Annotated in this window: 20 protein-coding genes and 1 tRNA gene; 5 read left to right on the top strand and 16 right to left on the bottom strand. The window is 56.5% G+C overall.

Annotated elements, in window-relative coordinates:
• Window positions 1-164 precede the first annotated feature (164 nt).
• A complete protein-coding gene (locus tag A8B82_RS05140; protein ID WP_067289066.1) occupies window positions 165-881 on the top strand; it encodes a hypothetical protein in 717 nt (238 codons plus the stop codon).
• A gap of 705 nt (window positions 882-1,586) precedes the next feature.
• Here A8B82_RS05140 and tmk read toward each other — a convergent pair.
• The 3 genes from tmk to A8B82_RS05125 are packed head-to-tail and all read right to left on the bottom strand — an operon-like array spanning window position 1,587 to window position 4,288.
• On the bottom strand, window positions 1,587-2,225 hold the full coding sequence (gene tmk, locus A8B82_RS05135) for a dTMP kinase (protein ID WP_067289064.1): 639 nt from the start codon (window positions 2,223-2,225) through the stop codon (window positions 1,587-1,589).
• Window positions 2,222-3,373, bottom strand: a complete 1,152-nt coding sequence (locus A8B82_RS05130) for a D-alanyl-D-alanine carboxypeptidase family protein (RefSeq protein ID WP_067289060.1) — start codon at window positions 3,371-3,373, stop codon at window positions 2,222-2,224. The genes tmk and A8B82_RS05130 overlap by 4 nt, the downstream gene beginning before the upstream one ends.
• 21 nt (window positions 3,374-3,394) lie before the next feature.
• The gene (locus A8B82_RS05125; protein ID WP_082899147.1) at window positions 3,395-4,288 is read right to left on the bottom strand and encodes an SPOR domain-containing protein; all 894 of its coding nucleotides are present in this window, start codon (window positions 4,286-4,288) and stop codon (window positions 3,395-3,397) included.
• Between the two features lie 223 nt (window positions 4,289-4,511).
• On the opposite strand from A8B82_RS05125, the gene A8B82_RS05120 reads away from it, so the two are divergent.
• A tRNA-Ser gene (locus A8B82_RS05120) sits at window positions 4,512-4,601 on the top strand.
• Between the two features lie 66 nt (window positions 4,602-4,667).
• Here the strand turns inward: A8B82_RS05120 and A8B82_RS05115 are convergent.
• From A8B82_RS05115 to A8B82_RS23850, 6 genes are all read right to left on the bottom strand, one after another.
• Window positions 4,668-5,144 (bottom strand): hypothetical protein, encoded by a 477-nt coding sequence (locus A8B82_RS05115; RefSeq protein ID WP_235604618.1) that lies wholly within the window; start codon window positions 5,142-5,144, stop codon window positions 4,668-4,670.
• Window positions 5,144-6,181: a restriction endonuclease gene (locus tag A8B82_RS05110; protein ID WP_067289058.1), complete on the bottom strand. Its 1,038-nt coding sequence runs from the start codon at window positions 6,179-6,181 to the stop codon at window positions 5,144-5,146. The genes A8B82_RS05115 and A8B82_RS05110 overlap by 1 nt, the downstream gene beginning before the upstream one ends.
• 46 nt (window positions 6,182-6,227) lie before the next feature.
• Window positions 6,228-6,725 carry a hypothetical protein gene (locus A8B82_RS05105; protein WP_161489422.1) on the bottom strand — a complete coding sequence of 166 codons (498 nt, stop codon included), beginning with the start codon at window positions 6,723-6,725 and terminating at the stop codon, window positions 6,228-6,230.
• Between the two features lie 14 nt (window positions 6,726-6,739).
• On the bottom strand, window positions 6,740-9,649 hold the full coding sequence (locus tag A8B82_RS05100) for a class I SAM-dependent DNA methyltransferase (protein WP_067289054.1): 2,910 nt from the start codon (window positions 9,647-9,649) through the stop codon (window positions 6,740-6,742).
• A gap of 85 nt (window positions 9,650-9,734) precedes the next feature.
• Window positions 9,735-10,376, bottom strand: coding sequence for a hypothetical protein (locus A8B82_RS05095; RefSeq protein WP_067289493.1), 642 nt, complete (start codon window positions 10,374-10,376; stop codon window positions 9,735-9,737).
• A 264-nt stretch (window positions 10,377-10,640) separates the two neighbouring features.
• Window positions 10,641-11,336 (bottom strand): DUF4145 domain-containing protein, encoded by a 696-nt coding sequence (locus A8B82_RS23850; RefSeq protein WP_161489421.1) that lies wholly within the window; start codon window positions 11,334-11,336, stop codon window positions 10,641-10,643.
• A 499-nt stretch (window positions 11,337-11,835) separates the two neighbouring features.
• Here A8B82_RS23850 and A8B82_RS05085 point away from each other — a divergent pair, with 499 nt between their 5' ends.
• The 3 genes from A8B82_RS05085 to A8B82_RS05075 are packed head-to-tail and all read left to right on the top strand — an operon-like array spanning window position 11,836 to window position 13,765.
• Window positions 11,836-12,270 carry a hypothetical protein gene (locus tag A8B82_RS05085; protein ID WP_067289048.1) on the top strand — a complete coding sequence of 145 codons (435 nt, stop codon included), beginning with the start codon at window positions 11,836-11,838 and terminating at the stop codon, window positions 12,268-12,270.
• 26 nt (window positions 12,271-12,296) lie between these two features.
• Entirely contained in the window at window positions 12,297-12,692 is a 396-nt protein-coding gene (locus A8B82_RS05080) for a hypothetical protein (protein ID WP_067289490.1), read from the top strand.
• An 8-nt stretch (window positions 12,693-12,700) separates the two neighbouring features.
• Entirely contained in the window at window positions 12,701-13,765 is a 1,065-nt protein-coding gene (locus A8B82_RS05075) for a hypothetical protein (RefSeq protein ID WP_067289046.1), read from the top strand.
• Between the two features lie 426 nt (window positions 13,766-14,191).
• Here the strand turns inward: A8B82_RS05075 and A8B82_RS05070 are convergent, their stop codons facing one another.
• From A8B82_RS05070 to A8B82_RS05040, 7 genes are all read right to left on the bottom strand, one after another.
• Window positions 14,192-14,578 carry a hypothetical protein gene (locus A8B82_RS05070; RefSeq protein ID WP_067289044.1) on the bottom strand — a complete coding sequence of 129 codons (387 nt, stop codon included), beginning with the start codon at window positions 14,576-14,578 and terminating at the stop codon, window positions 14,192-14,194.
• 124 nt (window positions 14,579-14,702) lie between these two features.
• On the bottom strand, window positions 14,703-14,990 hold the full coding sequence (locus A8B82_RS05065; RefSeq protein ID WP_067289041.1) for a winged helix domain-containing protein: 288 nt from the start codon (window positions 14,988-14,990) through the stop codon (window positions 14,703-14,705).
• Window positions 14,991-15,087: 97 nt separating this feature from the next.
• On the bottom strand, window positions 15,088-15,279 hold the full coding sequence (locus tag A8B82_RS05060) for a helix-turn-helix transcriptional regulator (protein WP_067289039.1): 192 nt from the start codon (window positions 15,277-15,279) through the stop codon (window positions 15,088-15,090).
• 101 nt (window positions 15,280-15,380) lie between these two features.
• Entirely contained in the window at window positions 15,381-16,262 is an 882-nt protein-coding gene (locus A8B82_RS05055) for a hypothetical protein (protein ID WP_067289036.1), read from the bottom strand.
• Complete coding sequence (locus tag A8B82_RS05050) at window positions 16,262-17,482, bottom strand: tyrosine-type recombinase/integrase (RefSeq protein ID WP_067289034.1); 1,221 nt, start codon at window positions 17,480-17,482, stop codon at window positions 16,262-16,264. The genes A8B82_RS05055 and A8B82_RS05050 overlap by 1 nt, the downstream gene beginning before the upstream one ends.
• A gap of 237 nt (window positions 17,483-17,719) precedes the next feature.
• Entirely contained in the window at window positions 17,720-20,650 is a 2,931-nt protein-coding gene (locus tag A8B82_RS05045) for a polysaccharide pyruvyl transferase family protein (protein ID WP_067289032.1), read from the bottom strand.
• Window positions 20,651-20,786: 136 nt separating this feature from the next.
• Window positions 20,787-21,944, bottom strand: a complete 1,158-nt coding sequence (locus A8B82_RS05040; protein WP_067289030.1) for a cytochrome P450 — start codon at window positions 21,942-21,944, stop codon at window positions 20,787-20,789.
• Window positions 21,945-21,969 lie beyond the last annotated feature (25 nt).

The following is a 21,969-nucleotide window of genomic DNA, read 5'->3' as shown; positions in this document are numbered from 1 at the left end:
ACATTAATACCACGAATTGCCCCTGCATCCCCCGATTGGGGGAGTGACCAAAGGTCATTTCACAATGCAATTGATGGCATGGTTTCGCCTGTTCGCTGCGATTTCTTTGCAGGGCAGCATGGCACCCATCTGAATGTGTTTTGAGCCACGAAGGGGAAATTATTGTGAACTATCAAAGTATTTTGCGCGCGGGTCTGCTGGGGGCATCCTGCCTTTCGATGGCGGCCTGTTCCAACAATGCTCTGGGCGGCGGCGGCGGAGGTGGCGGCGGTGGCGCTGGACCGGCTGCAAACCGCGCCGATTACGACGCCAAATTCGACGAATTGTCGAACACGACAAGCCTGGCACCGACCAGCGTCGAACTGGTGGGGCAGGGCACCTTCCGCGGGTCCACCCTGTTGAATATCACCGCCAATGATAACACCAACACCACCGGCTATGCCCTTGGCGATCTGGAAGTTCAGGCGGATTTCGACAACGAAACCATCGCCGGGACCGCCACCAACTTCCGGGGCGAGTTGGGCGGCGACGCCTTCACGCTCGACGGCACCCTCGACAGTGCGGACGGCATCGCGCCTTCGGTCCTGTCCGAACAGACGCAGCCGATCATTCTGCCCCCCGGCGTACCGCCGATCCCCGGTGCGCCCACCGAGGTGGTGACCAACGTCTTTACCCTGAACATGGGTGGCGAACTGGTTGATCCGGTCAGCGGCAGCATCGGTCAGGTCAACCTTGGCCTTGGCGGTTCCTTCCTCGGCCCGATTGGCGGCGGTCAGGCGCAGGCGGCTGTCGGACCGGCCACGGTTGTCGTGACAGACCGTCCCGGCGGCGCGCCGATCCTCATCGGCGGTGGCGGGACATTCGTGCTGGAACGCGAATAACACCTCCCCAACCTCGTACCTCCGGAGAAGGCCCCGTTCGCGGGGCCTTTTGCCGTTTTTGCGGGCAGGTATTTGTCGAAAGCTGAATGATCCTCCATCCACAAGGAACACCGACGGGAAGTATCAAACACGACCAACATCCGCGTGCAGGCGAACTGCCGATGCGGACATTGGTGCAGCGTGCGGCGAATGGCGGGAAGGAGCTGATTTTGTTGAGAAACTCGGTCCCGAACAAAACGGTTAAAATTCTCAGAACCCACGTTCTGCCAAACTACGGCAACGCCTAGCTGGGATGACAAAATCGACCGCGTCCAGAACGAAATTCCGTTTCAAGGCCTGCATTCGCAGAGCGATGGAGCTTTTCAACAAAATCAGCCCTGAGTGACGCGAAGCGCAAGCCGGGCCATCGCCTGCCCGGGGTGGGCGATCCTGACCTCTGTCCATGCCACTTGATTTCTCAGTCATGATGATCCCTGTCAGAGTCATACCCGGCCTCACCAAATCGCCTACCCGAGGGGCGGGCAGGCGATGGCCCGGCGCCTTCGGCTTGATTCCGGGCTTTGGCGAAAGTCTGCTGCGTCCCGCATAATGACCGTCGGCAGGTCGGCGGATGTATGGCGGCTGTGCTCAAGACCATCCTTATTCGATGCTTGGGCAGGATCAACACTGACGACCACGGGGGGCGGTTTTCCGGCCTGCCAGCCGTCAGGCGCGCCGCTTCGGTAAAAAACCGTCCGCAACCGCGCGGACATCTGAGGCCACGTCATCAACAGCCCGCGCGCCGTCGATCACCCGGAACCGATCCGCAGATTCATCGGCCAGCGCCAGGAACCCCGCGCGCATGGCCTTTTGCAGATCCTCGCCGAAATCCTCGAACCGTTCCTCTGCCCCCTTGCGGGACAGCGCGCGGCTCAACCCTTCGGCGGGGTCCATGTCGATCAGGATGGTCAGGTCCGGCTCTACCCCGATCATCAGGTCATGCAGCCGGTCCACAACGCCGCGCAGGTCGCCGCGCGACAGGCCCTGATACATCCGGGTTGAATCCGCAAAGCGGTCGCAGATCACCACCTTGCCCGCCGCAAGCGCGGGGCGGATGGTGCGTTCAAGGTGGTCGCGGCGTGCGGCGGTGAACAGCAAAATCTCGGTTTCCGCCGACCAGCGGTCGGGATCGCCCTGCAAGACCAGCGCGCGGATTTCCTCTGCACCGGGGGAGCCGCCGGGCTCCCGCGTCAGGATCACCTCACGCCCAGAGCCCCGCAGATGATCGGCCAGCAGCCTGGCCTGGGTGGATTTCCCTGAACCGTCGATGCCTTCAAAGCTGATGAACAGCCCCTTGTCGCTCACGAGGCTTCCTGCGGACCTGCATTGATCCGCGCCAACAGATGCTGCGCCGCCGCGGCCAGTTTGATCATGAAGCCACCCGGGGCCACATCATCGGCAGCCACCAGCGGCACGCGCACCTCGGGCAGACCTTCGCGGGTGATCAGCAGCTCGCCCATCTCGGCACCCTTTTCGATCGGGGCCTTGAAAGGCGTCTGATAGATCGCCTCCGCCGTCACCTCTTTGCTGCCGGTATAGGGGGTCAGCATTTTCAGCGTGTCTTTCAGCTCAAGGCCCACGGTCTGAACCGCACCCAGCGCCACAGGCACCTCGGTGATGCGTGTGCCGGCCTCGCCCAGCGTGCGTTCGGAGAATTGGCGGAAGGCCCAGTTGACGATGGCCTCGGATTCCTGTGCGCGTGCCTCTGCGGTGTCGAGCCCCGAGATCACGAAAACCACACGGCGGTTCCCCTGCTTGGCCGATCCGACCAGCCCATAGCCCGCCTCGGTGGTGTGGCCGGTTTTCAAGCCGTCCGCCCCAATCCCCAGCTTGAGCAGCGGATTGCGGTTATACCGGTTTGCGGCCTCGTTGGCATCAAACAGGAACTCCTCTTCGGCGAACATCGGGTAGAACTGCGGGAATTCCGTGATCAGTTTGGTCGCCACCAGCCCAAGATCGCGCATCGACATGCGGTGACCGGGCTTGGGCCAGCCGTTGGAGTTCATGAAGGTCGAATTCGTCATGCCCAACTGCTGTGCGCGGGTGGTCATGTCGCGGGCAAAACGCGCTTCGGTCCCCGACAGCGCCTCTGCCAGCACAACGCAGGCGTCATTGCCCGACAGCACGATGATGCCGCGCAACAGATCCTCGACCGATACGCGCTCTCCCTGTTGCAGGAACATGGTGGACCCGCCATAGGCCGCCGCATCGGCAGAGACGAGCAATTCGTCATCCAGTTCCAGCCGCCCGTTCTCCAGCGCCTCGAACGTCATGTAGAGCGTCATCAGCTTGGACATGGAGGCAGGCGGCAGCGGTTGATCGGCATTCTTGGCCAGAAGCACCGTGCCGGTGGTCAGGTCATAGACATAGGCGGCACTCGCCTTGGTCTCGAAGGCTTGGGCGGGAAGGCTGAACAGGATCAGCGCCAGGCAGGCAGCAAAGTGGCGGATCATGGTCTGGGAAAGCTCCTGTGATTAGCTCGACACGGCGTAGGCGTCCGAGAACCCTTCGCCCTTGATCTTCTTGATCAGGCTATTGAGTTCGGACGGGCTGGTGACCGGGCCGACGACGACGCGCCAGAACGGCTTGCCATTGATTTCTGATTTCTTGACCGTCGGGACCAGGCCCGCGCCGCGCATCTGCTTGGCCGCGCGTTCGGCATTGGCTTCGACACTGAAAATGCCGATCTGGACAAAGGGTTTGGACAGGCTCGAGGCCGGTTTGGGAGCGGGCGCAGGCGGTTTTGCCGCCGCAGGGGCCACAGGGGCGGCTGCCGCGGGCGCGGGTTCTGCCGCGTCAATCGCCTGTTCGGCCGATGCGATCGGGTCCAGCGTCGTTTCCGTCACATCCGATGGGGCTTGTACGCTTTGTGCGGCGGCCTCCGCTTCGGCGGTTTCCTCGGCCTCTTCGCGGCGCAGGGCGATCACGTTCAGCGGTGCGGGCGCTCCGGCCAGCACGTTGAGCGCCGCAGCGGCATCCGATGACATCTGCAGGTTCGGGCCGGGCAGTTCACGCTCGCGCCGGAACAGGGCACCGATCACGAACTTGCCGTTCGCCTCGTTGCGGATGATCACCCGTTCGGGTTCGGTCACGTCCGGATGGGCCACCCAGACCCCCCCCAGCGAGGGGCGGCCATCCCACAACCCCTGATCGGTCACATTAAAGACTTCGGGCGCTTCCACATCGCGCTCCACCAGCTTGGTGGACCGTGTGGACCCTGCCGTGCTGGCCGCAGCCTTCGGCTTGAGAAAGCCTAGCTGCCCGGTATCCTCGCAGCCCGCCAGCAGCCCCACCGACAGGGCCAGACCTGTCATCACGGTCAAACGGCCTGCGCGGCTGTCGGGGCGGGAAATAAGCCTGCTCATCATTTTCGTCCTTGCCTGCTGGCCTGATGGGCCATTTCACGCCGCATCTTGCGGCAACGCTCAACACCCCCTTGGACGAGGGTTTTGCGGCACTCTAACCTGCAAGGGACAGCCTGAAAAGGCTGGGCTGCGCCGATCGGCAAATTTCCCCGTGCTTTGGCCCGCAAATCCAGCGCATCAGAGCATTTGCCGAATCGATTGCGGCCCACTAGGAGAGGGGCGTTGCGGAGGTTTGGCAGAGTGGTCGAATGCACCGGTCTTGAAAACCGGCGGGCGTGAGAGCGTCCCCAGGGTTCGAATCCCTGAGCCTCCGCCAGTGAGCTGAATATTATGATTATTTTTCAATCGGATGTGCGATAATCTATCGGTAGCGCCCCCCATTTTAACCGCCATTTTGCATTTTTATGCGGGCCGCGTTGATACGCAGTCGGTCCAGTAATGAGTATTGTCGTGCTGCGAGCCGATCCGCGATTTGGTCCCATCGGAGGTGTCCACGTAGCGCCGAGCATTGCTGCGCCCCTCGATTTGGTGCCGCGACAACAGCCTTGAAGGTCTGATCCAGGATTTCTTTAGGCGTCTCCAAGGCTTCGGATAGCCAAAACAGCATCGGCGCGCATTGAATGTGATTATAGACAAACCGCGCGTCTCGCTCGGCGTGAGACCGGCCATACGCGCCAGGACCATCATATTCGGCCAACCAGCCCAACCAATGTTCTTTCTGGGACCGATACCACGCGCGGTCAAAGCCGACACCTACCTGAATTTGGCGTTCCAAGTCCCTCGTGCACGGCATGTTCTCGGGAAGTGGTCGGATGTAGGCGCGCAGGACCTTGGGCGTGATGGACTGATTGTTTTCCATTAGTCTTGTTGCAGATCAGGGACAAAAATCTGCTTTAGCGGAATTAAAGCCCGATAGCGCGGCGATAACTTCGCATAGTGCTCAAAAACTAGTTCGACAAACTGTTCGCCATTAATGAGACGTAACTTCGCGCGGTTACGTTCAAGTTCGACGGCACCTCTGGCGAATGAGCCAAGGTTCACGAACAGACCGTATTCGCCGTCACCCAAAGTTCCCAGTAGCTGATCCACATCGGGTCGCGGGGTCTGCCCTGTCGTCCGCTTGCATTGCACTTTCACGATGGGCGGCTGAAACCCAAGCGGGTCCATGTGCGCAATGACGTCAACGCCACCGTCGCCTGACTTCGGGGTGACGCGGGCGGTGTAACCCATGCATTCCAGAAGGTGTGCGATGAATTCTTCGAACTGATGTCCAGTAAGGTCGGTCATTAGTCGCTTGACAATGAAATCGCTGGTGCTGGCCTCGGCTTGGATGGCGGCTGAGACCGTCGCGGTGTCGTCATCGGCAATTTCGTCTTGCTGGTCTGTAAGGGCCTCCGGTGGTGTCGTAATGCCAACGGGGGCTACCAGATTGATCTTTGCCAAGAACTCGTTCGCGTAACGGCGGACGCGAAACATGGTCAGGAAAGAGCCGATTTCGTTCAGTGCGGCTTGGCTGAATTCGTCGCGGGGAACATGCTTGAGCCATTCGACCTTTTGCCATGTTGGGTATTCGTCAGGGTCGCCTTCGACATAAACGGCTTCGCCAGTGAACCGCCCGATATTCACCATGCGGTCCGCTTTCGACGGATAAACCACAATGTCACCCGCTTGGATTTCATGCAAGAACTTGAACATGGAGCCAGCATCGACCGGAATGGCCCCCGCTTTCTTGTCGGGGTAGGCGACGATCAATGCGGCTTTGAACGCTTCGCGGTCAGGCGCAATCTTAGTCAGGTCGCCAATAGCGGGCAAACCGATACCAACATAGCCGCCTTCGATGGGGCGGTCTCCGACATGTGCGCCCATATGGACGCCCCAAACAGTTATTCTGGCCATGCATCACCTGCGTTTTTTGAGGTACTCGAAGTTTTTCATCCGAAAGTCAGACAAGTACATGAAGGCATGTGTTCATGAAGTGAGTCGCGCGTTCGAAATTCCCATCTTGTTCCTCGAAGCCGTAATCAGCCTTTCTGCCATGAAACAAATTGTTCCGAAGACGGTAGCAAACTGCTGCGCAAGCTCGAGTTTTTTGATGGTCGTTCGCGTCATCGGCCAGCCCGGACTGAATGCATAACCGAAGGTTTTCACCCCTATCACCCAACAAAATGTCAAATCTGTGGGTTGCATCATCAGCGTCTTGGTAGCGGTGTTTGAAAAAATGGAAATCTGCTGCTGTTTGCTCTGCGATCTCTGCGTGAAGCCCTCGGTACCAGTATTCCTGTATTCTCACTGCAACGTCTTCACTCTGAAATACACGGCCTTCGAATAGCTGCCAAACCAACGAAAATTCGAACATCCGGACAAGCCTCCGAGGTTCAAGTTGATCGTATCCGGGAATCAATCGGCGCGTATTCTGAGAAGTTGCTGGGTCAAAATGCATGAATAACTCTTGGGTCATACAGAATCTCCACTTGCCCGCTCTTGGTTTAGCTTGAACAGGCGGGCCAGGATTTCATCTTCGGTCAGCGCACCCGCGCGCTTGTAGTCGCCCCAGTCGTATGCTTCGGCCACAGCTTCGTCCAACGTCTTGTGGGCGTGGTCGAGCCATGCGGGGCGGGTGTTGTAGAGGTTCGTCAATGTGCGCCTCTTAAGTTCCTTGGCGGCGGCCTCGGTCTTGGGAAGGTTGCGGTCGGGATAGCCGGGAACGACTTCTGGTACGTGGTCCACCAGATCGGCGGGATTAAGCCAGTTTTCCCGCAATTCGTTCAGGCGCTGGGCAGCGGCGGCGATTTTGATGGCGCGGGGGTCATCGGCGTAATCGGCGGCGGGGATGTTGGGGGTGAGACCTTCGGGGAAGGGGAAGGTTTCGAAAGTCGTGGACGACGTATAGCGTGGACGGTCTTCTAGGGAACTACCGCTGGCCAACGCCCACGTTGTATGAGCAAATGATTGTAAGATGCCAAATGTCGTATCGTCGTCACGCGGAATGACGATCAAGTTCTTGTCCGGCAGTATCGGATGAGACAGCCAACAGAACAGCCGATATTGTGCGGTTTCGGGCGTAACAATATACCGCTCTAACGCCTCAATTCTTCGGCGCATTTCAGGGCGCGGTCTCCAAGGTTCCCACCATCTCTCAGTCGCGCTTGCGTGGTCATGTTGCGCCCGCAGTTCGGGTAGTAGACGCCCTTTCTCATCTGGCGTGACTGCAAGGTGCTCGAAAGGCTTCTCCCAACAAGCAGCCTCGGCTTCATTTAGGAGCCTAGGAAAATCTAAAAACCAGATGTCTCTTGGTCTGGCGGTAAAATCGTCTCCATTCCAATATGGTTTTAGGACCTCTGAGTTGGGTTGCCCGTTCGGGTTCTTTGGCAGCATCAACCATTCTCGTGCCACTTTGCCTTGCACATCGAACGGACCACTTTTCTGGATGCCAAGCATACTTTGGTTTCGGTTCTGTGCGAGCGGTTTGGCCAAAGTTAAGTTGGTTCCGGAAGTAAGGTTCGGATTGATCTCCGAAACTGATTGCCCATTTAACAGCGCTACACTCGGTGCCGCGTCTTTGTGGCAAAAATTGATTATAGAGACTCTTACCGCAGCGCCGTTAACTACCCAGGGTTCATCAGACCAAGCTTCAAATATGAATGCATCGCTCGAAATGCGCCGCATAACCGGTAGGTTCGAGTTCTTCGAAATTGAGTTGGTAGCGACCAAACCTGCGCGACTTGCGTGACCATTTGCAATCATTTCGCGCGCCTTTTCGAACCAGTAGCAGACCAAATCTGTGAATCCTGGAAGTCGTCCGACAAACGCGTTTCTAATGGTTTCGGTTGCCGCAACACCTAACGAGCCCTTCATCAGTTTTGCGCCCAAAAAAGGTGGATTCCCAACAATCACATCAACACTTGGCCAATTCGCTTCTGTGCCATCCGAGTTCACAATTGCATCCCGGTTTTCAATCGTCTTGAGAGACCGCAAGATCGGATTTTTCGCCGCCTCGAACCCGTTGCGGCGCATCCACTGGATTTCCCCTATCCAAACCGACACGCGGGCCAGTTCCGCCGCATAGGCGCTCAACTCAATTCCCAGCACCACCTCGGGGCCAATCTGCGGAAACCCTCGGGGCAGGCCCAGCGCCTCGGCCTCAAGGTTCACCCGGTGTTCGATGTTCTTGAGTTCCAAAAGCGCGATGTAGAGGAAGTTTCCTGACCCACAGGCCGGGTCCAGCACCCGGAACGCCTTGAGGCGGTCCAGAAACGCCTGATGCAGGGCCTCGGCCTTGTCCAGTGCGCGGGTCGCGGCGGCTTTCTGTGCCGTGCTGAGCAGCTTGTCCTTGGTCGCTTTGGGGGCTTTGTCGATCAGGTCTTCGATCTGGGATTTCACCTCGGCCCATTCGGTCAAGAGCGGGTCCACAATGACCGGATTCACGATCTGCATAATCTTGTCACGGTCGGTGTAGTGTGCGCCCAGTTGGCTGCGCTTAGCCGGGTCCAACCCGCGTTCGAACAAGGTGCCAAGGATGGACGGGTCAATGTCGGACCAGTCAAGATGTGCGGCGCGAATGAGGTCGTCCAGATCTTCCCATGCGAGCGGCAACACATCATCATTGTCGAACAGGCCACCGTTGAACCAGTCCACCTGTTCAAAGCCCACCATGCCGCCATCCTTCATCGCGCCGAACAGGGCCTTGGCATGGATGGCAAAGGTTTCGGGTTTGGGACGTGCCGCCTTTATCATCCGTTCAAACATTTTGTTCGGCAGAAGCTCTACGTCCTCGGCAAACATGCAGAACACCAGACGGTTGACGAAATGCGCCACCTGTTGCGGGTCGTGACCGCGTTCCCGCAGGCGCTGGGCGAGATTGGCAAAGTTCTGCGCCGCCTGTTCCGTGACCAGTTGCCGGGTCTTGGTCGGTTTGAAGGTTTCGGGGTGCAGAAAGGCGTTGCGCAGCTTGTCGCGGTTGGCGGCGTCCTTGAGGTCTTCCAGTGTCAGGGTGTGGACCTGCTGCACCGTGTTGGTCCAGTTGGTGTGGATGCGTATCACATCCATGTCCGATACGATCAGAAGGGGCGGGTTCTCCAGCGCAATGGCGTATTGCAAAAGCTGGTCAAACGCCTTGCCCAGATTGGCGCGCTTGCCCTTGTATTCCCACGCAAAGCAATCCTTGCGCCAGACATCCGCCCAGCCTTCGCCGCCACTGGTCTTGGACGCGCCTTTCTCGAAGGTGAACCATTCGCCTTTGCCGTCTGCCGTTGTCGGATCGTCCAGTTCCAGCAAACGGCACAAGTCAATGAAATGCGACTGGGATGCGGACCGTTCTTTGAGTTCAGTATTGCGCCACTTGTTGATGAAGTCTTGAGGCGTCATGGATGGTCCTAACAATTCCGCGCCCGCCCAATAGACGCATGGTTCGCGCTGGCGTCAACTGTAGGGTGAGTGGTGTGTGCAGTTGTCAGGTGTCGAAATACATCTTGAGTTCATCTTCGCTGAGAAGGTGGCGAAATTTGCTGAGAAAGAGTTGGTTTGCTTGGTCCTCGCACCACTGGATTTCCCAACGTTTGCGCTGATACGTCCGTTGCCACATGCCCTTGGGTTTCGGTGCAATCCAGTGGGCGGTTCCCGGTTCGCCGCCTAGCGCCATGCGCAGTTTGTTTGCGCGGCGCAACATGCGGTCGTAGCGGGCTTCTGACTGGCTGGTGTAGGCGACGTTGTAGCAATGACGGCACAGGAAGTAGCGCCCGCCCGAGAACAGCTTGCCAACGCGGCGTCCACAGGCGCGACCGTTCACGACGCCGGAGCAAATAAAATAGGGCCTTTTATTCCCGTAGTTGCAAGGCGTGTAGGTGAGCCGGGTCAATTGTTCGATGCTTTCCCAGTCGCCGCCATAAAGGCGGACACGGTAGTCTAGGACAAAGCGCCCGTCCTCGGCACGGTAGCCAATACGCGCGATTTCTTCGCCATTTCTTGACCAAACCCAATTGCCCATTCTGCCGGGTTCAAGACACCCTTCCCGGTGAAGGCGGTTCACGTCGAGTGAGCGACATTCCTCGGCCTTCTGTTTGTAGCCGGGTCGTCCTGAGCCGTATCCGCCCATGATTGAGTCTCCGAATTTTTCCGAAATCATTAGGGAAGTTTAACTTTATCGGTGCACTTCGAGTGTCAGTTTGTCAGACTTTTTCTGAATTGAGGATGTGTGCGAGTTGCGACTGGCCGGGTTGGCGAGGTGTTTCGCGTGACGATAGGGATACCTCCCCTTTTTTTGGAGCGAATATTGCAAACGCAGGGATAGAATGGGTTTCCGGAAAAAGGTGCCAGAGATTGAGATGCCCCTCCCGTTACCCCGCAGAGCGTTTGTTCATTAGACCTTTTTGGGTTCCTTTTGTTTTTGTGGTACTTTCGCTCTTAGGTCTTCGGAGATCTCCTCCATTAAGAATGAGCGATGAAGGAAGCTCTCCAAAAGCGTTACCATGGCTTCTAGTTGCTTGGCCGTTGGCTCCCAACCCCGATGCGCAGCAGCGCTACCAGCATCAATAAGTACGGCCAGAACGTTTCGTTCGGTTTCGACAATGAACCCAACCGATTTAAGTTCTGCCAGTTTTTGCTCAAACGAAAGACCTGGATTAATGCCAAGCAATTCAGCCGCGCGGTCAAAGGTTGTCCTCATTGCGATGGCTGCAAGAGTTCCAAGATCGTTGCTCATTGCAGTAAAGACATCACTAAGAAGCTTCCACAGCCTGCGGTCTTTCCATTGCAGCTTTGATAGCCAATCTGGAGGCCGACGGTCACTAGCGCGTGGCCAGAACTCGACATTTTCTACGTAGTATGGCTCGGCTTGGCCATTTTCGTCATATTGATAGTCGATGTCTTCTGAGTTGTAGCTTCTAGACTTAAAGTAAAATTGGGTGCAGCCGCCACAGCGGAGAACGCTATAGATTGTAGAGCCGCTGATGTCCGGATGGTCTATGCTTTCGACGTGTTGAGCGACGACAAATGCCTGTCTTGAGCCGCACTGCGGACAATGGCCGTTTTCAAAGTCTGGCAATTTTTGTGGCAAATCATGGCTCCACTGATGCCTTTTGGGCGTATACGACCGTTGAGCTTTCAAGCCGCACATATTTGTGCAAGCGTTTTTACTCTCGTGCTACTTAACCGAACGACGACTGCCGATGGCTAGATGTATAAATGTCCGCTTTCTTGTGACGCAAGTGTAACCAGATCGGCCTTCTGCGTCACAGTATTTGTGACGGTTCATCGCTCTACGACCTTAAGTTTGCCCCTAGTGTCACAATCATTGTGACGGGGCGGCACAGATTTTGTGCGGGGGTTCTGCACTTACGGCGATGGCGCAAAAGTAGTGTGGGGCCGCAGTTTGGCTTAAGGATGCACGATACCTAGGTGCTACCAAACTGAGATCTTTTGGAGTTCCGGATACATGTTGGTAAGTTTAAGCCGATTCCAACTAGACATACTGGTGCGCAACGGCTCAAGTTATGCAAGCGAGAACAAGAATTTCTCCGTGTTGCCCACTACAATAGCAAGGCAGGAAAACAACAATGGAGCAGATCGCCGGTGGATTGCTGCAACTCAGCTATCGAGATAAGGGGATTCGAATAACCGCGCCTGGTTCAAGGAGACTGTTGGTTTCAACTCCGGACATTCCGATACAGGACCATCAGTTGGTAATCCAAGATTTTCTTTATGATACTCAGGAGTTACACCTCGCGGAAGTTGGTTTAAGATACATTTTACACGAGCTGATTGCCAAGGGAACCATCAAGTCGTTGAGGTTTAGTCACATTTCAACACTGCCTGTGTCGTCTTCGCTCGCTGATCCAAAATTGTACTACAGATTTGACCAAATTCACGAAGTGCTTAAGAATATGATGCCGGACTTTGGCTATGTAGTCGCGGACGCCAGGTTGATGACACGTCTTGATGTAATGGATGGGCTCTTTGAGCTCTCCGCTGTTGAACTATCGTGTGAGTGATGGCGCGCAAGAACGAAAGGTGCGTTTTGTCCAGTAGAGATAAGCATTTGGATTTCATCCAAGCGACGATTTCTCGCTTGGCCCAGAACTCGTTTCAAATAAAGGGTTGGACTGTTTTGTCGGTCTCTGCTGTCCTTGCGATAGCCTTCCGCGAAAGCAGCTCAGGAGCAGCAATCTTGGCACTGATACCCACAATTATGTTCTGGTTTCTGGACAGCTACTATCTCGCTTTGGAGCGGATTTATAGATCCATGTTTGACGAAGTTCGGCAACGCGACGAAGGCAAAATCGATTTCAACATGATTGTTCCGAGAGGGGCTGTATCGATAGCTGCTGTGTTTGAATGCATGTGGTCAATCAACAACACAATATACTATCCAACTATTGTCGTCATATTAATCATCACTGCAGCATTTTTTTGAGAGGTGGTATGAAAGTCTGTAAGATTTTTGTTGTCGGACCTGAGGAAAACGGTACTGAAAAGCCGGGTTATTTGCACGTCAAGGAGGCAATTTACAAAATATTTAATGAGTTTGTCGATAAGGGAAAAAGTAAATTTGATGCATTAGAGGTTTATGACCCACGCAACAACCCGGGTGGTGACAACTTCAATAACTGGATATTTGCTCAAATCGACACCTGTAACCTTCTGGTAGCCGACATTACGAGTTTCAATCCAAACGTTGTTTATGAAGTGGCTCTCGCACACTCGCTAGGTGTTCCTTGTCAGTATGTTCGGTTTGGAAAACAAGAGGACGGAGAATTCTATCTTGAAGGTGAAGAGGCTAATCCAGACAGCATTGCCCATTATTTCAACAATGCGCTTCTGTCGCCTGCTAGCACCGTCGATCAGGCAATCCTGGGTAAAGGTCAGTTCGCTGAGAGGCTTGAACTTTTTTTCAAAGAAGGTCGTTCGCCAGCGCAAAACTTGATGACAACATTCTATGGCGGCGTTCCATTAGTAGATGCTGAATTTACTCGTGGTCTAGCGCAAACCTATTGTCGAAACTTCTTACTACCAATGCTCCGAGTTGAAATCACTGAAGAGATGCCTGCTCGGAGGTTAAAAATCGTGATGCCAGACACCTTTGCTAGACCTGACAGTGTCGCTCGTGAGAAGCTCATTCAAGCGCTCGATGGCGGAGGTTACGGCGAACTTGGCAAGAATATGCTTGGGCGCAAATTCAACGTCATTTACGAACCTTCAACTGGCACTGTCTACGACTTGCCGTCCATTGCATTTACGATTGCTGACTGCAGGCGTTTCAAGGGCGTCAATAACAGGGAAATCTACTCTGAATTGGATAAGGACCGGCACACTGATGTAATGTGCCGCAAGTTCGTAAGTGAAGTCCGAATTCAACTTGAAGAAAATAACAACAACTTGGAGACTTTGGCTGGTGACGTCAGTTTTGTTTGGCTAAGCCAAATTGTTGGAGATTGGGCAAAAGATGGTAGACTAATCAACCACGATCCTCTTGAACAACCAAACTAAGGTTTCTTCCTACTGGACTCTGCGCCACAGAAAATGTCAACTTCTTCTGAAAGCTCGGCACATTAACTACTTGAACCGCGATCTGTCCGGGTTGGTTTTGTGCCGCAAACAATGCCTCGGTCCGCCAGTGCGGTGCTGTATGATGGTCACACATAACGGGCGCCCGTCAACGAACCGCCAATCACTCAAACGGTCCGCTTCGAAACATGATGTTTGACATTTTTGTTTGCGCTCTCTTGTGACGCCCGAAATCCAAAACCGTTCTTTCACGTCACAATTTTCAGGAAGTTTCCTTTGCATTTTACTTTTTTCAAAAGGCTTTGTTGATGGCGCGGACGCGACCACCTACCGGCATCAACAAAGCCTATTCGAAGTCTCACCGTCACAGTCTTTGTGACACCCTGTCCCGTTCTTTGTGCGGGGCTTCTAAATTTGCCGCCATAACGCGAACGCTTTTGACGGGGCTTTCATGTCGTCACTTGGCAACTCTGTTAGCTTCCAATGCGATGTCTGACCAACGCCAGACGGTCCAAGATGCGGAGCTTGCTTCATCACGATGAAATACCGCGACTCTAGTTCCTTGAACCATGGTCCAACAGTGTTGCGGTGCACGTTCAGCGCCTTGGCTGCGTCCCGGTGGCTAAGGATGATGCGCCCGTTGTTCGATCCGGTGTAGCGGCGTTTCAATTCAATATAGAGTGCCCTCGGACCGGGGGCCAAGGTTGCCCATGCCTCGGTCTTTTGAAGCCACTCAGGAAGTTGGACGAAACGCCCAACTCCCTTCTTTTGGTGTTTGTAGGATTTACGCGCCACTAGCGTTTGCCTCCGAACAATTCGCCGAATGTGCGTGCCCAATGGCTAGGTAAGTTGTGTTTGTGGATCAGGTGACGCTCAAAGGCGCTGAGCGTGTCACGGCGGGCTGTAGGGCGCGTTGGTGTCATTTTGTCACCTCTGAACCCAGCGCCTTAATTTGAACGTCACAGGCAAGCCTGTAGCGCGCGTGTTGGCCAGGATAGGGGCCTTGGTGTGGTTCCATCTCTGTGTCGATCTGGATGCCGCGTTCGCGCAACCTATGAACATTAGCCGACCAGCGCGGCGCGGGGCGGTCGATGGTGGCGACACCCTGCGCGCCTGCCATCGAAAGTTGAGCCATTGCCCAGCCCAAACGGCCTTCAAATTCGAACGTGTGGGATGGTTCGCTCAAGAGCGTTACTTGGATTTTCATTCTACCGAGTCCTTTACGAAGGGAGTTCAGCGCGGTATCTGGAAGGTGTCTAGACTACCCAGCGCCCGCGCCAGTTTTGCTACTGCGTGGGCGTTGATTATTCTGCGCCTGCGGATGTCGGGCGGTTTGCGAGCCAAGCCTCGATTGCGCTTTGAGGCCATGCGACCGCGCGCTTCCCGATGCGGATAGGGCGGGGGAATTCCCCTGCGTCCATCATTGCGTAGATGCTGCTTCGACTGAGTCCGGTTGCCGCTTCGACGGCTGGGCGGCGGAGGTGAAGTTCTGCCATTTTGGTTTCCTTAACATCTGTTTGGATGTCTCAGGAATTTGAACCAAATCTGCATCGCTGAAAAGCTGGGCAAGTGGGCAATGGCTGGGCGCTAGGCGATGCTAATTTTGCCCACCTACTGCCCAGTCTTCCCAAAGGTCATTCTGCTTTAGCGCTCTTACAATACTCCGACGTGAATAACCTACTTTTAGTTCCACAGTTTCCCATGTCGCTTTCCCTTTGCCGTTTGGATAGGCTGATAGCAAGCAATCCATAACGCTCTGATGTGGCGTCTCTTTCGCAGTTTTTGAAGTCCTGATGCTGACCTCAAGTGTATTCCAGTCAATGTCTTGGAAGCCAATTTCAGAGTAAATTTCCGAGTTCGATTCAGGAATGTCGTTAGGGTTCCAGCAGATCGACCATCCAATAAATGGTCTTACTTGCTCCTCAATAAATTTCTTAACGTCGTTGTCGCTTGGCCCATGGCCAAACGAGCTTTGATGGAATAATTGCACCGAGTGCGGCTTGAGTTTGATTTGGCCGGTAACATAGTCGATGGAGCAGAAACGATTTTTTGCGTCGGCAATCTTAAAGTTCCCGTTTCGGAAATATTCGAGGTAGCCAGATGATTCTGAAATCCCAAACTTTTTCGCCGCAAGTGGCCAGCTCCACCAATCAAGTGCATCGCCGTGGGCTTTAATTGGTGCCGGACAACGCATTGTCCTTCCAGAGGGTGAACAAAGAACTGCGTCAAAAGTGTCTAGGAAGTTGGCTAGAACCCAAAGCTCGCAAACCTGAAGCGCAAAATTTATCTCACCTAGGTTTTCTGCGAAGCCCTCATTGAGTAGCTTTTGGTGGATGAATTGGTCGATTTCATACGAACTCCAATCCTCTGCAGCGCGCACGAAGGATGGGAATCGTGTCGCCAGGGCGAGGTCTTGCGTCCAGTCGCAGGCCGCACAACAGATTTCATCCCATGACCAATACCCTTCAGGCGTGAACATTAGCCAATCCTCGCAACGGATGCTGTCCAGTTCGCCGTGAAGTCGGACCACTTCTCCATTAGCTTCTGTCGCTTCTCAAAAAAGTCCGACCGCGCATAGGCCGCCTCGGCCTTGTTCTTCACAACATGCGCCAGTGCGGCCTCTGATACTTCGCGCGGCGTGTTGGTCCGCTCTTGCGCCCATGTCTTGAACGAGGTGCGGAACCCGTGAACGTCCACATCATAGCCCAGCGCCTTCGTTAGTTTAAGCAAGGTCATGTCAGACAACGGTTTTCCGATTTTAGTCCCCGGAAAAACCAGACCTTCACCCGTGCCAAGTTCGCGGGCTTTTTTCAGGATTGCCAAAGCGCGTGGCGACAAGGGAACCCGATGCTCTTTCTTCGATTTCATGCGTTCGGCTGGGCGGGTCCAGATGCCTTGCTCCAGATCAATTTCTGACCAATCCGCCTTGCGAACTTCACTGGAACGGGACGCGGTTAAAATAACCATTTCTAACGCAAGCTTGGTCAATTCTCCCGCGTCCGATGCTTGCAACGTTCCAATGAACTCTGACACCTTGTCATAGGGCAGGGCCTTGCGGTGTTGCTGCGTGTCGATCTGCTTTGGCAGGGCTTGGGAAATCGCCTCTGCCGGGTTGTCCGTCCGCCAGCCGTTTGCGACCGCCCACTTCATCACTGTGCCGATGCGTTGGCGAACGCGCCGTGCGGTTTCAGGCTTTTCGAGCCAGATGGGTTGCAGAACGGCCAATACATCAGCCGTTGTCACCTCGGACACCTTGAGTTTGCCGATGCGTGGGAAAGTGTACGTGTCTAAAGTAGAGATAAATTGAGCGGCATGTTTCTTGTTGCGCCATGTGGGTTCGTGGATTTTGTGAACCTTGCGGGCGGCTTCCTGGAATGTCAGAAGCGCCTGAGCGGAGCGCTTGGCTTGCAGCGGGTCTCCACCCGCCCGCGCCAGCTTGCGATTCTGCAGGGCGGTCTCACGCGCTTCTGCCAAGGTAACAAGAGACGCGCTGCCCATGCCAATTTCGGTGCGCTTGCCACGAATTGTGATGCGCTGCACCCAACGCTTTGCACCCGATGTGTCCACCTTGAGAAACAGGCCGTGACCGTCCGTGTATTTGCCGGGGTTGGTGACTGTGCGGACAAATGCGGCGGACAAGGCTTTCTCAGCCCGCTTGCTTGGTGTCTTACGTTCGATTTCCTGATTTTTGTCCGCCATAACGTCCCCCATTATTAATAGGAATATGGGGGACGGCCTTGGAACACACAAGACGCAATATGTGTTTAAGTAGCTGAATTTAGTATTTTATTGGAACTGGTCGGAATGTGTTTAGGCGGACTGAGCCTCCGCCATTATCCCCAACGCGAACCGATGACACCGCGATGGGCCCTTAAACAGCATCCGCGCCGCTTTCGCGTTTCTGGCAAGATCAATCTTGCCGGGCATCCCCGGTCTTCAGCCCGCAGAACTGCGGCAGGCAGGGGTCTCCGACAGCGCCTCGTTCAGCAGGCGTTTCAGGGTGCCGTCGGTGATTGCTGGCAGCGCGATGTGATGCGTGTCAATGCCATCGAGGATGATCGTGCGGGCATTCTGCACCTCGTCGATTGCACGTAGGCGTTTCATGTCGGGTGCATAACTTCCGCCGACAACCTGGGTCAGCTGAAGCTTGGGGTGGGAACGCAGCTGCGGGCGCAGATCAAAGGCATCCAGATCGGTCCCGAATATCTCTGCCATGCCGCGCCGGGCATGGTCCGCGTCCTGAGCGTCGGCAGCACTGGGGGTGACAAAACCGGCCAGTGAAATGACAGTATCCGCATCAATGGCGAGGCCCGTGCGCAATGCGGCATATCCGGCGGCCGAGCCGCCGATTGCAACCACTTTTCCCGCGCCAAGATCTGCAATCAGGGAGGCAAGTGCCGTCTGCATTGCCGTTTCATCCGCGCCAAGTTCAGGAACACCCTTGAGGAAAATCTGCCCGTGAGGATCGCGAAGGTAGATGATATGCGCCGGAAGATCCGCCAATATCGTATCCAGATACCGGCTGTTGATATAACTCAGCCCTCCGATCAGACCTTCAAACACGACAACAGTGTATTCTGCGCCTCTTTTTCTGACAATTCTGACATCGCCGTCCCCAAGCACCGCTTTGCGGGGGCGCGATTTTCCCAGGACATCAAGCGCGGCCAGCAAGCTGCGCGCGGTTGGGCCCAGAAGTTCTGTTTCGTCAAGGCGGACCAGGGTTTCGCGGCCTTCGCTCTTGGACCCGGCGCGCAGGGCGAAAAGCGCATATTGCAGCAACCAGGACGGTTCCGGCTCAAGTGTTGTCGCCACCCGCTTGAGGTCCGCGAATATCTTCTTGTCCTCAGCCCGTGTCAGGAAAACACGATTGAGCCTGTAAACCGTCCGCCATTCCAGCGGGTGCAGTTCCAGCGCCCGCCGCAGGGCCGACACGGACAGGTCGAACCGCCCCGCAGCCGCGGCCAGCCTGCAAAGGCGGCACAGGCTGACAACATCTTCTGCCCCGGCCTCGACATCGGCCTGCAGCCGATCCACGGCTTCCACCAGGGGGAGTTCCAGCGCATGAAGCTGTTTTCGAACCTTGGCCGCATAGTCGGGCAGGGGCCCGTCCTGCTCTGCCTTCCTGAACAGGTCGAGCGCAAGCTGGAAATCGCCGCTGGCATCTGCACGCATTGCAAGGCGCAGCATCAAATGCGTGCTTTGGGGGCGTTTTTCGAGTGCGGTCTTGAGAAACGCGATCTGCGCCTGCAAGGGTATCAACGCCAATACATCCCCGGTCGCGCCTTTCAACATGGTTTCGTCTATGTCCGGTCGCGCGAGGCCTGCGTGGAACAATGCCATGGCAGCATCGGATTGACCGGCGCGGGACAGGCTTTTCAGATGGATGTTCCAGACCCAGGGGTTGTCGGGCCATGCCTCGACCAGTTTTGCCGCCAGATCGACGGCCTTTTGGGTCTCATCCCGTGCCATCGCCAGCCGCACCTCGGCCAGACGGGCGGGAAGATGCGAAGGGGTCTGCGCAAGCTGGCTGGTGATCAGTTTATCTGCCGCTGAGTAGGCCTGATCGGCCATCATCCGATCCAAAGCCTTGGCATCCCATTCCATCGGGGCATCGGGGGCCGTGTCACCGGGTGGTGGGAGTGGCTCCTTGCCGGGCCGGGGTGGGGACACGGCACCGTGCCGCATGACCGCGACGGCATCTGCAAGCGCCGTGTCTATGTCGGCACCCGGAAAGATGTCTCCATGCGTCATCATCTGCCGACCGGAGGCAAAAATCCGCGTGACCTCGCCCCAGTGGGCGTCAAGCTGCGACGCAATCGAGGCAGGCAGCGGTTGTTTCGGCTGTCCGAGAACGCCGGGCAGATCCATCAGCGCGGTTTCCCAGCTTCCGACAACATCGTCGGCCCGGTCCATCTGGATCGCCTGGCCTTCAAACTTGTGCAGGTTCGGCACAGCCACCAGCCGCGCCGGGACATCATAGGCGGCAGCCGTGATCTGACCGTGCAGCGATGCCCCGAGATAGGCGTCCGATCCGGCGATCACGGCGGCAATGTCCTGCAAGGTATCGGCATCCTCGAAAGGGATGGTATGGCGGGGTGCCGCGTTGTTGATCGCCCGGACCAGCTCATGATCGCCGTGGCAGCGCCCGATGGCGATCAGAACTGCGGTTGCGCCATTGTCCTCAAGTGCGGCATCCAATTGCTGTGCAAAATCGGCGACAGAGGTCGTGCGCAGGCTGCGCGCCTTGACGTGCAGCGCGATCACAGACCGCGCCTTTGGGATTTTCAGTGTTTTTCTGATCCGGGCAAAGCGATCTTTCAAGGTGGCTTTGGACCACAGGAGGGGCAGATCGGTTGCCGTGTCCGGCATCACCTCCGGGCGGCGACCTGTCCAGCGGTCCATGGCATCGGCGCTTTGTGCGTCCCGCACGGCAAAACGGTCGGCGGCCGCCGCGACATGTTGCAGCCAGTCAGGGCCGCGCGCCGCGCCCTCCGGGGCCAGCACGCCCGGCGCATTCCAGGCCACCGGCAGGTCATGGCGCACAGCATGGGCGGTCGCACCGGCCCACAGGGAGGGGTAGGCAATATCGCTGTACCCCGGCAGGCCAAAGTCGCGGATGTGAACGATATTTCCGCCCCCGATCAGGATACCGTCGAAGGTATCCACCGTGTTCGCAAACTCCTCCACCGCGATGACAGGCACCGTATCGCGGTAGCGGGTGACCCCGGCTGTCGGTGAAACGGCCACGACATCAATGCCTTCACCCGCCAATCGTTGCTGGGCCAGCAGAGGAAAAAGAAGGTCGCCATAGTTCTCAACGTCGAAAGTGCCGAAAATTGCGATACGGCGCTGTTTGGAAGCAGGCATGAGAGTCTCCGGACGGCCACGGGAAAGGGGCGTGGAAATGAAGCATAAGCAGAGAAAACACATACCGCTGCTGGCACGTTACCTTGCACTTTATCGCTATGGTTGCAATGACCACAGAGTCAATGGGTTGCAGGCGTCAGAGTGGCGCAAAGCGCAGACGGCAGGTATCGTAGCCCCTGACCAAGGAACACCGCGTGTAGGTCCGATCGTCTTCTTTTGCGGCCAAGGGTTCTGACAGGCGAAGGGTTTCCAGAACAGCATCCAGAAGGATGCTCAGGAACTGACGGCTGGTCTGGCTGCCGGTGCAGGCAAGTGCGCCAAACGAGAACGTGGCCGTCTGACGGCGCGGGCGGTCGAGGCGGAATGCGTCGGGGTCGTCCCAGACTTCGGGGTCGCGGTTGGCCGCCGCCAGATCGAGCGTCACGCGAGAATGGGGCGGCAAACGCGTGTCGCCCAGATCCAGACCGGCGGGGCCGACCTGACGGGACATATAACGTATGCCCGCCAGCAGACGTTCCACCTCTTGCAGGTACGCCGGGCGCATATCCGCGCGGTCGCGCAGAACCTCCTGAATGTCCGGATTGTCGGCCAGATGCGCAAGCATCAGACAGCCGGTTCTGGACATGGGTTCCAAGGCCAGAAAGGCAGGCGAAGTCAAATGCAACAGCGGCAACGTCTGCCCGGCGGGCCAGCTCATGTTCAGCGCCGAGAGATTGCGCAGGATGGCGGCGGCCTTCGGCTCCAGCTTGACATAATCAGGGATCGCCATCTGCTCAAGGCTTGCCATCAGGTCAATGAGGTCCTCTGCGATTTCCCGGCCCGTTGCGGCGTCGATCCCAAGCGCTGCGGCACGCCATTCAACAATTGGTTTCTGCACCGCATTTGCCATCGCGTCAGCATCGGTTTCGCCGGCAGAGATCAGCGCGGCGAGGGGAGAACGGAAATCCAGCGCGGGCAGGCATTCCATAAACCGCTTCGTCACGGTGATGGCGTCCCTGCGCTCTGCGTCGTTGGGGGTGCGGTGCGCGCGGCTGATATGACTGAACAGACGGAAAATACTGTCAACATCACTGCGCTTTTCACGGAACCGGGAAAAAACCCTGAGAGCAAGATCGTCCGTGGTGGTGCCAGGGTCTGCCATCAAGGCGCGCACGTCCCGCATGCGCGACACATGCCAATGACCATAGCCGCGCCGCCAGGGAACGCCGACCACGATGGGGTCGAGGTTGGGGTCCGCCGCCTCGCGGATCATGGACGGGCCGAAGGCTTGAGAATTCAATTCTGATGTGCGCATAGTCGGGCCTGTCTTTAAAAGAATG

The sequence above is a fragment of the Sulfitobacter sp. EhC04 genome (assembly GCF_001650875.1).
GTDB lineage: Bacteria > Pseudomonadota > Alphaproteobacteria > Rhodobacterales > Rhodobacteraceae > Sulfitobacter.
This window is presented reverse-complemented; position numbering and strand designations above follow the sequence as displayed.

What these genes read in the sequence shown, in the direction of transcription:
- A8B82_RS05130 (WP_067289060.1), bottom strand. Translation starts at nt 3,373, where the DNA reads ATGATCCGCCACTTTGCTGCCTGCCTGGCGCTGATCCTGTTCAGCCTT.
- A8B82_RS05125 (WP_082899147.1), bottom strand. Translation starts at nt 4,288, where the DNA reads ATGATGAGCAGGCTTATTTCCCGCCCCGACAGCCGCGCAGGCCGTTTG.
- A8B82_RS05115 (WP_235604618.1), bottom strand. Translation starts at nt 5,144, where the DNA reads ATGGAAAACAATCAGTCCATCACGCCCAAGGTCCTGCGCGCCTACATC.
- A8B82_RS05110 (WP_067289058.1), bottom strand. Translation starts at nt 6,181, where the DNA reads ATGGCCAGAATAACTGTTTGGGGCGTCCATATGGGCGCACATGTCGGA.
- A8B82_RS05105 (WP_161489422.1), bottom strand. Translation starts at nt 6,725, where the DNA reads ATGCATTTTGACCCAGCAACTTCTCAGAATACGCGCCGATTGATTCCC.
- A8B82_RS05100 (WP_067289054.1), bottom strand. Translation starts at nt 9,649, where the DNA reads ATGACGCCTCAAGACTTCATCAACAAGTGGCGCAATACTGAACTCAAA.
- A8B82_RS05095 (WP_067289493.1), bottom strand. Translation starts at nt 10,376, where the DNA reads ATGGGCGGATACGGCTCAGGACGACCCGGCTACAAACAGAAGGCCGAG.
- A8B82_RS05085 (WP_067289048.1), top strand. Translation starts at nt 11,836, where the DNA reads ATGGAGCAGATCGCCGGTGGATTGCTGCAACTCAGCTATCGAGATAAG.
- A8B82_RS05075 (WP_067289046.1), top strand. Translation starts at nt 12,701, where the DNA reads ATGAAAGTCTGTAAGATTTTTGTTGTCGGACCTGAGGAAAACGGTACT.
- A8B82_RS05065 (WP_067289041.1), bottom strand. Translation starts at nt 14,990, where the DNA reads ATGAAAATCCAAGTAACGCTCTTGAGCGAACCATCCCACACGTTCGAA.
- A8B82_RS05060 (WP_067289039.1), bottom strand. Translation starts at nt 15,279, where the DNA reads ATGGCAGAACTTCACCTCCGCCGCCCAGCCGTCGAAGCGGCAACCGGA.
- A8B82_RS05055 (WP_067289036.1), bottom strand. Translation starts at nt 16,262, where the DNA reads ATGTTCACGCCTGAAGGGTATTGGTCATGGGATGAAATCTGTTGTGCG.
- A8B82_RS05050 (WP_067289034.1), bottom strand. Translation starts at nt 17,482, where the DNA reads ATGGCGGACAAAAATCAGGAAATCGAACGTAAGACACCAAGCAAGCGG.
- A8B82_RS05045 (WP_067289032.1), bottom strand. Translation starts at nt 20,650, where the DNA reads ATGCCTGCTTCCAAACAGCGCCGTATCGCAATTTTCGGCACTTTCGAC.
- A8B82_RS05040 (WP_067289030.1), bottom strand. Translation starts at nt 21,944, where the DNA reads ATGCGCACATCAGAATTGAATTCTCAAGCCTTCGGCCCGTCCATGATC.